Raw genomic sequence first — 12,581 nt, forward strand, 5'->3', positions numbered from 1 at the left:
TGCAGACCCTAGTGAATGTTGCCGGGAACCGGCAATGCGCTCCCCGCGGCAGCGAAGGCAGCATGAGGCGAGGGGAGCACGGCGGACGGTTCCGGTGCGAGGACATCGGCGGATGCCCGCGCACCGGAACCCGGAGGGGAGCCGTGCACCGCCGAGAGGCGGCTGTTCCACGGCCTGCCGGGAACCGGAGGGAGATCGGGACGTGCAGGTCCGCGTACCGGCAGCCACCGGCCTCCCCGCGCCCCGGCGCACGGCCGCCCCGACCGCGGCGAGGCCCGCCCCGCCGCCGGCGGCGCCGGTCCGACCGGTACCGCGGTCACCGCACCGGCCCGTCCAACCCGGCGGACCGGACGCGGCGGGCCGCCCTACCGCCTGAGCCGCCCACCGCGGGCCGGAACCCCGGCCCGCCCATCGCCGAGACCTCACCACCCCGGTGTCCGGAGGACCTGTGTCATGACCCCCATCATCGCGGGCAGCGGTGTCTGCCTGCTCGCCGCGCTCCTCGCGCTGCTCGCCGTCTCCCGGCTCTTCCGCAAGGTGGAGCAGGGCAAGGCGCTGATCGTGTCCAAGACGCGGAAGGTCGACGTCACCTTCACCGGACAGGTGGTCCTGCCCGTCCTGCACAAGGCCGAGGTGATGGACATCTCGGTGAAGACCATCGAGATCACGCGGGCCGGCCGGGAGGGCCTGATCTGCCGGGACAACATCCGCGCGGACATCCGCATCTCCTTCTTCGTCCGCGTCAACAAGACGGTGGAGGACGTCGTCAGGGTCGCCCAGGCCGTCGGCACGACCCGGGCCAGCGACCGCGACACGCTGCAGGAGCTGTTCCACGCGAAGTTCTCCGAGGCGCTGAAGACCGTCGGCAAGCAACTGGACTTCACCGACCTGTACACCAAGCGAGAGGAGCTGCGGTACCGCATCATCGAGGTCATCGGCGTCGACCTCAACGGCTACCACCTCGAGGACGCCGCCATCGACTTCCTGGAGCAGACGCCGCTGACCCAACTCGACCCGGCGAACGTCCTCGACGCCCAGGGCATCCGCAAGATCACCGAACTCACCGCCACCGAGCACGTGCGCACCAACGAGGCGCAGCGCGGCGAGGAGAAGGAGATCACCCGGCAGAACGTCGACGCCCGCGAGGCCATCCTCGAACTGGAGCGCCGGCAGGCCGACGCCGAGATCAGGCAGCGCCGGGAGATCGAGACCGTCCGGGCGCGCGAGGAGGCCGAGACCGCCCAGGTGGTGGAGGAGGAGCGGCTGCGCGCGCAGGGCGCCTTCCTGCGCACCGAGGAGCAGCTCGGGGTGCAGCGGGAGAACCAGGCCCGCGAGGTCGCCGTCGCCGCGAAGAACCGCGAGCGGGTCATCGCCGTCGAGAACGAGCGGATCGAGAAGGACCGCATGCTGGAGGCCATCGCCCGGGACCGGGAGACCGAGCTGACCCGGATCTCCGCGGACAAGGAGGTCGAGGCGGAGAAGCGGGAGATCGCCGAGGTGGTCCGGGAACGCGTCGCGGTGGACCGCACGGTGGCCGAGCAGGAGGAGTCCATCAAGAAACTGCGTGCCGTGGAGGAGGCGGAGCGGCAGCGGCAGGCCGTCGTCATCGCCGCCGAGGCCGAGGCGCAGGAGAAACTCGTCAAGGACATCAAGGCCGCCGAGGCCGCCGAACAGGCCGCCACCCACCGTGCCGCCGAGGAAGTCGCGCTCGCCGAGGCCCGGTTGAAGACGGCCGACCTCGACGCCCGTTCCAAGCTGCGGCTCGCCGAGGGCGTCCAGGCGGAGGCGGCGGCCGAGGGACTCGCCGCCGTGCAGGTCCGCGACAAGGAGGCCGAGGTCATCGAGAAGGCCGGCCGCGCCGAGGCCGAGGCCACCGGGGCCCGGCTGCGCGCCGAGGCAGAGGGCGCGCGGGCCAAGGCCCTCGCCGAAGCGGAGGCGGTCGGCAGCCGGCTGAAGGCCGAGGCCGCCGGGCTCACCGAGAAGGCCGCGGCCATGGCCGCCCTCGACGAGGCGTCCCGCGGCCACGAGGAGTACCGGCTGCGCCTGGAGGCGGAGAAGGACGTCCGGCTGGCCGGCCTGGAGGTGCAGCGGCGGATCGCCGAGGCCCAGGCCACGGTGCTCGCCACCGGCCTGGAGAACGCGGACATCGACATCGTCGGCGGGGAGTCGGTCTTCTTCGACCGGCTCGTCAACTCCGTCGCACTCGGCAAGAGCGTCGACGGATTCGTCCAGAACTCCGCGACCGCGCAGGCACTGGCCCAGCCCTGGCTCGACGGCTCGGCCAGCTTCACCGAGGACCTCGGCCGGATCCTGGGCTCGGTCTCCACCGGTGACGTGCAGAACCTGACGGTGTCCGCCCTGCTGGTCAAGCTGATGAAGAGCGACGCCGCGAGCAGCGGACCGCTGCGGCAACTGCTCGACAGGGCCCGTGAGCTGGGCCTCGCGGACACCCCGCTGGCCGCGCTGAACGGCAGCGCCCGGGCCTGAACCACCCACCCGGGCCGGGAGCCGCCGCACCGGGGACGGCGGCTCCCGGCCCCTGCCACGAAAGTCCTGAGAGGCATCGATGACCACCGGCACGCACGAGGCGCCGCACGACGGGCAGCCGGACACGCCGCCAGACGCGGTCGACCGCGGCGCGTACGAGGTACTGCACGACCGCCTCCGCGCCCAGGCGGCCGAACTGGCCCGCCGCGCCGAGGCGCTGAACGCCCGCCGCACCGAGGAGTTCGGCTCCGCACGGCTCGACCTCGCCGGCACCGAGCGGCTGCGCACCGACCGGGCCTGCCTGCCCCGCGACCTCGTCGCCGTGGGCGAGGTGCTCCTCTTCGGCCACAACGCCGTCCCCGGCCGCCAGGCCGACACCGCCGTGGGCGACGTCCTCGCGCTGCACGACCGCGAGCTGAACCGGCTGCCCGGCGGCGCCGTGCCGGGCCTGCTCGACGACCCGGACTTCGTCCGGGAGTTCACCGCGCTCCACCGCTACTTCCGGCAGGCCCGCCTGATCCGGCTGCACCGTGTCGACGGCACCCTGCTGGCCGTCTTCCGCACCGGCGAGAAGTCCGGCGACATCCGGGTGCTGCGCTGGACGGTCGCGGAGGACGGCGGCGCGACCTTCCTGGACGCGCGCGGCGACCGCGACCACGTACTGCCGCCCGCACACGACTTCGACTGGACCGCGACCACCCGCGAGGACCACGTCCTGGGCCGCCACCCGCACATCTCCGTCGGGGGCGAGGTGTTCGTCGACACCCTCGGCGGCACCCTCACCGTGAAGACCGGGAACGACACCGAGACCGGGGAGGGCATCCACAGCGAACCCGTCGACGAGCCGCTGCAGTCCCTCGCCGACGCGGACGTCGCCCACGCGCGGGTGGGCGCCCTCGTCCTGCTGAGGGTCCGCCCGTACAAGGAGGACACCGACCGGTACCTGGTGTTCGACACCCTCACCCGGACCGTGGCCCGGCTCGACGCCGTCGGCCGGGCCTGCCGCCGGCTCCCCGACGACCAGGGCATCGTCTTCCCCGGCGGCTACTGCCTGGCCGGCGGTACCGTCAGGACCTTCGACCTCGACACCGAGGGCCTGGAGTTCGAGCGGGAGGTGCGCTCACCCAACGGGGAGGACGTGCTGTACGCCTTCCACGCGCCCACCGACGGCCGCAGCCTGCTGCTGCCCTACAACCTGATCCGCAAGGAGGTCGCCACCCCGCTGTCCTGCCACGGCTGGGCGCTGTTCGACGACGGGCTGCTCACCCTGCTGCGACCCGCCGACGGCGAGCCGGGCCGGGTGCACCCGGTGCAGCTGTGGCGGTCCCCGTATTTGTCCGACACCCGCGCCGCCGCCCGCCCGGTCGGCGAGGGACCGCTGGCCCGGGTCGGCAACGCCGACCTCGTGCGCGGCATCTCCGACTGCCTCTCCCTGGCCCGCGCCGTCGCCGGCACCACCCCGACCAGCGAGGTGTACGCGGAGTTGGTCGCCGCCTCCACCCGCACTGCCGACGCCCACCACTGGCTCGGCGACCCCGAACTCGGCGACGTCGCCGCCCCGTTGCGGCAGCTCCGGGCCACCGCCGAGCAGGTGACGGCCGAGTTCGAGACGGTCCGGGCGCTCACCCGGCAGGCCGCCGAGGCGCTCGACGCGGCCGCCTCCCGCATCGCCGCGGTCGTCCGCCGGCTGCGCGGCGAGGCCCCCCGGCAGGCCGACGCCTGGGTGGCCGGACTGACCGAACTGCGCCACGCCCACGGCCACCTGCTGACCCTGAAGGACATGCGGCACGCCGACACCGCCCGCCTGGACGAACTGGCCGCCGCCGCCGAGGCGGACCTCGCGGCCTTCGGCCGGCGCGCCGTGTCCTTCCTGGCCCGCGAGGACGCCTTCGCCGCACACCACGCCGAGCTTGACCGGATCGCCGCCGACGCCGAGGGCATCGCCACCGTCGCCGAGGCCGAGCCCCTGACGGGCCGGCTCGACGAACTCGCCGGGGAACTGCGCACGGTGACCGAGGTCGTCTCCGGCCTCGACACCGGCGACGCCACCGTCCGCACCGCCGTCCTGCAGCGCATCGCCGAAGCCCTGGCCGGCGTCAACCGGGCCCGGGCCGGCCTCGAAGCCCGCCGCCGCACCCTCCTGGACCGGGAGGGCCGGGCCGGCTTCGCCGCGGAGTTCGCCCTGCTCGCCCAGTCCGTCACCGGCGCCCTCACCGCAGCAGGCACCCCCGAGGCCTGCGACGAGCAACTGGCCCGCATGCTCGCCCGGGTGGAGGACCTGGAATCCCGGTTCGCCGAGTTCGAGGACTTCCTCGGCGAACTCGCCGACCGGCGCACCGAGATCTACGAGACCTTCTCCGCCCGCAAGCAGGGCCTCGCCGACGCCCGCGCCCGCCGCGCCGAACAGCTCGCCACCGCGGCGGACCGGGTCCTGCACACGGTCGCCCGCCGCTGCACCGCCCTCGCGGACACCGACGCGGTCAGCACCTACTTCGCCTCCGACCCGATGGTCGCCAAGGTCCGCCGCACCGCGCACGACCTGCGCGACCTCGGCGACCCGGTGCGGGCGGAGGAACTGGACGGCCGGCTGAAGGCAGCCCGGCAGGAAGCGCTGCGCGCGCTGCGCGACCGCACCGACCTGTACGCCGACGGCGGCCGCACGCTGCGCCTCGGCGGGCACCGCTTCGCCGTCAACACCCAGCCCGTGGACCTCACCCTCGTCCCGCACGGCGACCGGCTCGACTTCGCCGTCACCGGCACCGACTACCGCGCCCCCGCCACCGACCCGGACCTCGAGGCCGGCCGCCCCTACTGGGAGCGCCACCTGCCGTCCGAGTCGCCGGAGGTGTACCGCTCGGAGCACCTGGCCGCCCGGCTGCTCGACGCGCACGGCCCGGCCGCCCTCGCGAAGGCCGGCGACCTGGCCGCGCTGGTCCGCACCGCGGCGGAGGAGTCCTACGACGAGGGGTACGAGCGGGGAGTCCACGACCAGGACGCCACCGCGATCCTCACCGCCCTGCTCGGCCTGTACGACGGCGCCGGCACCCTGCGCCACCAGCCGGCCGCCCGCGCCCTCGCCCAGCTCTTCTGGGCGCACGGCGCCAGCGGCCGGGACCGGGCCGCCTGGACCCGGCGCGCCGTCTCCCTGGCCCGCGCCCGCGACGCCTTCGGCCCGGGGCCCGAACTCGCCGAGCTGCGCACCGAACTCGCGGCAGCCCTCGGCGCCTGGCCCGGCGGCGGCACGGCACCGGCCGACGCCGGCGAGGCCGCCGCCTACCTGCTCGACGAACTGACCACCGGCCCCGAGGGCTTCGTCATCGGCGCGCACACCCGAACCCTGCTCGACGCGTTCCGCGGCACCGCCGGTATCCGGCACTACGTCGAGGACCTCGCCGCCCTCGACGACCTCGGGGCCCGCAGCCAGCTCGCCCGGGCCTGGCTGTCCGCCTACGCCGACGCCGTCGGCACCCCGCTCACCCCGGGCGACCTCGCCGAGGCCGCGGCCGCCGAGCTCTGCCCGGAACTGCCGCGCCACGCGTCCGACGCCCCCCTGGCCGCCGAGGTGACCGGCCTGCTCGGCAGCCATCCCCGCATCCGGGAGCGCACCCTCACCCTCCGCCTCGACGACTTCCTTGCCCGCACCCGCCGCTTCCGCGAGCGGGAGGTACCCGCGTTCCGTGCCTACCAGCACCGCCGCGGCATGCTCCTGGCCGCCGAACGCACCCGGCTGCGCCTGGACGACCACCGCCCCCGGGTCATGTCGGCCTTCGTGCGCAACCGCCTGGTCGACGAGGTCTACCTGCCGCTCGTCGGTGACAGCCTCGCCCGGCAGCTCGGCAGCACCGGCGAGGACCGGCGCACCGACGGCGGCGGCCTGCTGCTCCTCATCTCCCCGCCCGGCTACGGCAAGACGACCCTGATGGAGTACGTCGCCGACCGCCTCGGACTCGTCCTGGTCAAGGTCAGCGGTCCGGCCCTCGGCTCCGGAGTGACCTCCCTCGACCCGGCCGAGGCACCCGACGCCACCGCCCGCCAGGAGGTCGAGAAGATCAACTTCGCTCTCGCGGCGGGCAACAACACCCTGCTCCACCTCGACGACATCCAGCACACCTCCCCGGAGCTGCTGCAGAAGTTCATCCCGCTGTGCGACGCCACCCGCCGCGTCGAGGGGGTCTGGCAGGGCCGGCCGCGCACCTACGACCTGCGGGGCAAGCGGTTCGCGGTCTGCCTGGCGGGCAACCCCTACACCGAGTCCGGCAGCCGCTTCCGGGTGCCGGACATGCTCGCCAACCGCGCCGACGTGTGGAACCTCGGCGACGTCCTCACCGGCAAGGAGGACGCCTTCGCGCTCAGCTTCGTGGAGAACGCGCTGACCGCCAACCCGGTGCTCGCCCCGCTGGCCGGCCGCGACCGCGCCGACCTGGAACTGCTGATCCGGCTCGCCGGCGGCGACACCACCGCCCGCAGCGACCGGCTCGCCCAGCCCCTCGCCCCCACCGAACTGGAGCGGATCCTGGCCGTGCTGCGGCACGTACTCACCGCCCGCCGGACCGTCCTCGCCGTGAACGCCGCGTACATCGCCTCCGCCGCGCAGTCCGACGACGCCCGTACCGAGCCGCCGTTCCGGCTGCAGGGCTCGTACCGCAACATGAACAAGATCGTCCAGCGGGTCCAGCCGGTGATGGACGACACCGAGCTGACCGCCGTCATCCAGGACCACTACACCGCCGAGGCGCAGACCCTCACCTCCGGCGCCGAGGCGAACCTGCTCAAACTGGCGGAGCTGCGCGGCACGCTGACACCCCGCCAGTCGGCACGCTGGGCCGAGGTGAAGGCAGCCCACGTACGCGCCCGCGCCCTCGGCGGCCCCGGCGACGACGCGCTCACCCGCGCCGTGGCCGCGCTGGCCCTCCTCGGCGACCGGATCGCCGCCGTCGAGTCCGCCATCGACCGGGCCGCCGACCCCCGCCACCCCGGCGGCGGTCCGCCGGCCCGGCACGCGAGCCGCCCGGCGCCCGGCCTCGGACGGCCCTGACGCCGGTGGCGGGGCGCCGCCCTGCGGCCCCCTGCTGCCTCCCCGGTCCGACCAGGTAGGGTGACCGCCGCCGGGTCCCGCGGGGCGCTTGGCGCGAACCACCCGAAACGACGGAGACCAGGCGGAAGGCAGCAGGTGGCAGCACGTATCACCCGGCCGCGCCCGTCCCTGTTCACCGCGCACCCGGCCCGTACCGTCGTGGTGGCCTTCGCCGCGGTGATCGCCCTGGGCACGGTGCTGCTGTCACTGCCCGTCGCCACCGCGGACGGCACCGGCCCCGACCCCGTCACCGCCCTGTTCACGGCCACCTCCGCGGTGTGCGTGACCGGACTGGCGCTCGTGGACACCGGCACCTACTGGAGCGGGTTCGGCCAGGGAGTGATCCTCACCCTGGTCCAGATCGGGGGCTTCGGCATCATGACGATGGCCTCCCTCCTCGCTCTGCTGGTCTCCGGCAAACTGCGGCTGCGGCTGCAGCTCACCGCGCAGGCGGAGACCAAGAGCCTCGGCATCGGGGACGTGCGCCGGGTACTGCTCGGCGTCGCCGGCACCACCGCGGTCGTCGAAATCGCCGTCGGCGCCGTACTGGCCCTGCGTTTCCGGTTCGGCTACGGCGACGCCCTGGGGCACGCCGTGTACCTGGGCTTCTTCCACTCCGTCTCGGCCTTCAACAACGCCGGTTTCGCCCTGTACGCCGACAGCCTCACCCGCTACGGCAGCGACCCCTGGATCATCCTGCCCGTGGCCGCCGCGGTGATCGTCGGCGGTCTCGGCTTCCCCGTCGTGCTGGAGACGCTCCGCTACCGGCGGCGGCGACGGGCCACCGGTCGCCGCAACTGGTCGCTGCACACCAAGCTGACCGTCGGCACCACCGTGGTGCTGCTCGTCACCGGCACCGTCCTCACCTGCCTGCTGGAGTGGCGCAACGCCGGCACCCTCGGCCCGCTGGGCTGGCCGGACAAGATACTGTCCGGCTTCTTCCACTCGGCGATGACGCGGACGGCCGGCTTCAACTCCGTCGACATCGGCGCGATGCACGCCTCCACCCTGCTGCTGACCTGCATGCTGATGTTCGTCGGCGGCGGCAGCGCGGGCACCGCGGGCGGCATGAAGGTCAGCACCTTCGCGGTGCTGGCCGTCGCGATCATCGCGGAGGTGCGCGGCGAACCCAACTCCGGTGTCCTGGGCCGCAAGCTCGCACCGCACGTGCTGCGCCAGGCGCTGACCGTGGCGCTGCTCGGCGTCGGACTGGTGATGAGCGCCACGCTCGCCCTGCTCAGCATGACCACGCTGCCGATGGAGACGGTGCTCTTCGAGGTCGTCTCCGCCTTCGGCACCGTCGGCCTGTCCACCGGGATCACCGCCGGGCTCCCGACCGCCGGGCACCTCGTCCTCGTCCTGCTGATGTTCGTCGGGCGCCTCGGCCCGGTCACCCTGGTCTCCGCGCTCGCCCTGCGCGAGCGCACCCGCCGCTACGAGCTTCCCGAGGAGCGACCCGTCATTGGCTAACCACCTGCACTCCCTGCGCCGTCGCCGCCGCAAGCGCCGCACCGACCAGGCCGGTCACCTCGCGGACCAGCGGGTCGCGGTCATCGGCCTGGGCCGCTTCGGCAGCTCCCTGGCAGGGGAGCTGATGCACCGCGGCTGGGACGTCCTCGGCATCGACACCGACACCCGGCTCGTCCAGAAGTACAGCGACACGCTGACCCACTCGGCCGTCGCCGACTGCACCGACCCCGAGGTGCTGCGGCAGCTCGGGGTGCACGAGTTCTCCAGCGCGGTCGTCGCGATCGGCACCGACGTGGAGGCGAGCATCCTGGTCAGCTCCAACCTGCTGGAAGCCGAGGTGCCGAACATCTGGGCCAAGGCCATCAGCCGTCAGCACGGGAAGATCCTGGAGCGGCTCGGGGTGCACCACGTGGTGCTGCCCGAGCACGAGATGGGCGAACGCGTCGCGCACCTCGTCACCGGCCGCATGCTGGACTTCATCGAGTTCGACGACGACTACGCCCTGGTCAAGACCGTCGCCCCGGACCTCGCCACCGGCGTCCCCCTGGGGCAGAGCCTGGTACGCACCCGCTACGGCGTCACCGTCGTCGGCATCAAGCGCCCCGGCGAGGACTTCACGTACGCCACTGCCGAGACGGTGGTGCAGAAGGGCGACGTCATCGTGGTCACCGGCAAGACCCGCGCGGTGGAGGCCTTCGCGGAACTCGACTGAGACCGACCCGCGGCAGGTTGCCGGGGTTCGGCAACCTGCCGCGGGCCGGGGACGGTGTCCGCCCGCGGCACGGGCCCGTACCGTCGAGCCTCCGCACGGGGGCGTCAGGCCAGCGCGAAGTACCGCAGCCACACGTAGCCGAGCGAGATCAGCACCGTGACGGCGGTCACCACCAGGCCGTACTTGGTGAACTGCCAGAAGGAGATGGGCTGCCGGCTGCGCTCGGCGATGCCCAGGACGACGACGTTGGCGCTGGCGCCGATCGCGGTGGCGTTGCCGCCCAGGTCGGCGCCGAGCGCGAGCGCCCACCACATGACGTGGTCGCCCGCGCCGCCCATGTTGTGGACCAGGTCGGCGGTGATCGGCGCCATGGTCGCGACGTAGGGGATGTTGTCGACGACGCCGGACAGCACCGCGGAGGCGCTGAGCAGGGTCATCGATCCGCCCAGCTCGTTGGAGCCGATGGTGTCGGCCAGGGCCTTGGAGATCTCGTCGATCACGCCGGTGTCGATGAGCCCGCCGATCATCACGAACAGGCCGGCGAAGAAGGCCAGGGTGGGCCACTCCACCTCCGACAGCACCTCGCCGGTCTCCACGGTGGAGACGGCGATCAGCAGGCCCGCGCCGAGCAGGGCGACGATGCTCGGCTCGTAGTGCAGCACCGGGTGCAGCACGAAGCCCGCGACCACCAGGGCCAGCACCACCAGTCCCTGCACCAGCAGCCGCGGGTCCCGGATCGCCTCGCGCTCCTCCAGTTCCATGATCTCCGCGGCGCGGTCCGGGTTGTAGACGAACGACTTGCGGAACATCACGCGGCACAGCACGAGCAGCACGCCGATCAGCACGACGGCCAGCGGGGCGAGGTGCACCAGGAAATCGTTGAAGGTCAGCCCGGCCCGGCTGGCGATGATGATGTTGGGCGGATCGCCGACCAGCGTCGCGGTCCCGCCGATGTTCGACGCGAGTACCTCGGCGATCAGGAAGGGGGCGGCGGGCAGTGCCAGCCGCTCGCACACCAGGAGGGTGACCGGGGCGATGAGCAGCACCGTGGTCACGTTGTCGAGCAGCGCGGAGGCCAGCGCGGTGATGACCACCAGCATGGCCATCACCCGGAACGGCTTGGCCTGGGCGCGCTTGACCGCCCAGATGGCCAGGTATTCGAACATGCCGGTCTTCTTCAGCACGCCGACGATCATCATCATGCCCATGAGCAGGAAGATGACGTTCCAGTCGACGCCCGACTCCTCGGAGTAGAACGCCGACACGTCGTCGGTCGCGCCGATCGCCAGCATCAGGCCTGCACCGCCCAGGGCCACGGCGACGCGGTGGATCTTCTCGCTGATGATCAGGGCGTAGGCGCCGACGAACACGGCGATCGCCGCCCAGCTGTGCCAGTCGTTCACGTTCCTCCGAAGGGGTGTTCGAGTGTGACCGTGCGGCCGGTGTTCACCGGGCGGGCCGCACGGTCACGGTATGCCTTTCCGCCGACGGGCCCCCGCCGGCACCCGGCCGTCAGGCGCGGGCATCGGCGGGCGCCGACCCGGAGCGGGCCGCGGTGCCGTCGTCGTTGTCGTCGTCGTCCGGGATCCCGGCCAGCTCCTCCACGTCGAACGCGCGCGCGATCGGCACGTCGGTGGAGCTGTGCGCGATGATCGAGAAGGCGATGCACACGGCGATCAGCGTGAACGCCTGCTCGGCGTGCGGAATGCCGGAATGCAGGACCAGCAGCCCGTACACCACCGACGCGAAGCCCTTCGGCCCGAACCAGGCGGCCACCAGCTTCTCCTTGCGGGAGATCGGCGTGCCCACCAGCGACACGAGCAGCGAGACCGGACGGATCAGGACGATCGCCAGGATCACCGCCACGTACCCGCCGAACGACAGGTCCCCGAACAGTTGCGGGGTCAGCAGCGCGCCGAACACCAGCAGCGCGGTGAACTTCGCCAGTTCCGCCGCGGCCTCACCGAGCGGCTCGAAGGACCTCTTCGCCTCCGGCGAGACGTGTGCGAGCACGGCGCCCGCGGAGAAGGCGGCCAGATAGGGGTTGGCGTGCGTCAGGTGGCAGCCCGCGTACAGGATGACGCCCACGGCCAGCGGCAGCAGCGGCTGCAGCTTCGGCTCCGCGCCCAGCAGCGGGAACCGCGCCAGCTCGTTGACGACCAGCGGCAGCACGATGCCGAAGACCAGGCCGAGCAGCAGCTCCGCCGCGATCTTCCCAGGGGAGGCCTCCATGCCCGCGGCCGTGGGTCCGGCCGCCGCGATCAGCAGCAGGACGACCGGCAGGGCCAGACCGTCGTTGATGCCGCTCTCCACGTTCAGCAGTTGCCGCAGCTTGGCCGGCACCTCGGCCCGCCCGACGATCGCCGACGCGAACACCGGGTCGGTCGGCGCGAGTACCGCACCCACCAGGAAGGACGTCGTCCAGTCGAGCCCCACCAGGTAGTGGGTGACCAGCGCCATGAAGACGGAGGCCAACGGCATGCCGAGGCCGAGCGCGCGTGCCGGGTTCTTCCAGTTCGCGCGCAGCGTGGGGAGCGAGACGTGCATTCCGTCGGTGAACAGCACCGCGAACAGCGCCAGGTCGGCCGTGACCGACACGATCGGGCTGTCCGGGGTGATGTGGATCAGCCCCAGGAAACCGTCGCTGACCAGGGCGCCGCCGACCAGGAACAGGAACGACGTGGAGAGCACCGTGCGCGCCGCCAGGCCCGACAGAAGAACGGCCACCAGCAGTGCGACGCCGAAGACCACCACCAGAACCATGACGAACGTCCCCCGATCGGAAGAGAGAGCTGTACCCTGCTCGCCGACCAGGCTTCCCGGCACACCAGTGGGAAC

At 72.9% G+C, this 12,581-nt stretch carries 6 protein-coding genes; 4 read left to right on the plus strand and 2 right to left on the minus strand.

The window, feature by feature from the left end:
* Positions 1–453 precede the first annotated feature (453 nt).
* From ACL02U_RS11615 to ACL02U_RS11630, 4 genes are all read left to right on the plus strand, one after another.
* On the plus strand, positions 454–2,487 hold the full coding sequence (locus ACL02U_RS11615) for a flotillin family protein (protein ID WP_412790647.1): 2,034 nt from the start codon (positions 454–456) through the stop codon (positions 2,485–2,487).
* Between the two features lie 79 nt (positions 2,488–2,566).
* Entirely contained in the window at positions 2,567–7,522 is a 4,956-nt protein-coding gene (locus ACL02U_RS11620; RefSeq protein WP_412790648.1) for a DNA repair ATPase, read from the plus strand.
* Positions 7,523–7,657: 135 nt separating this feature from the next.
* Positions 7,658–9,031, plus strand: coding sequence for a TrkH family potassium uptake protein (locus tag ACL02U_RS11625; protein ID WP_412790649.1), 1,374 nt, complete (start codon positions 7,658–7,660; stop codon positions 9,029–9,031).
* A complete protein-coding gene (locus ACL02U_RS11630) occupies positions 9,024–9,743 on the plus strand; it encodes a potassium channel family protein (protein WP_412790650.1) in 720 nt (239 codons plus the stop codon). Before ACL02U_RS11625 ends, ACL02U_RS11630 begins: the two co-directional genes overlap by 8 nt.
* 104 nt (positions 9,744–9,847) lie before the next feature.
* Here ACL02U_RS11630 and ACL02U_RS11635 read toward each other — a convergent pair whose 3' ends face one another.
* Both ACL02U_RS11635 and ACL02U_RS11640 read right to left on the minus strand, forming a co-directional pair.
* Positions 9,848–11,146, minus strand: coding sequence for an SLC13 family permease (locus tag ACL02U_RS11635; RefSeq protein ID WP_412790651.1), 1,299 nt, complete (start codon positions 11,144–11,146; stop codon positions 9,848–9,850).
* A 109-nt stretch (positions 11,147–11,255) separates the two neighbouring features.
* Positions 11,256–12,506: a cation:proton antiporter gene (locus tag ACL02U_RS11640; protein ID WP_412790652.1), complete on the minus strand. Its 1,251-nt coding sequence runs from the start codon at positions 12,504–12,506 to the stop codon at positions 11,256–11,258.
* Positions 12,507–12,581: the final 75 nt, after the last annotated feature.

The sequence above is a fragment of the Streptomyces sp. MS06 genome, from assembly GCF_047200655.1.
Classification (GTDB): domain Bacteria; phylum Actinomycetota; class Actinomycetes; order Streptomycetales; family Streptomycetaceae; genus Streptomyces.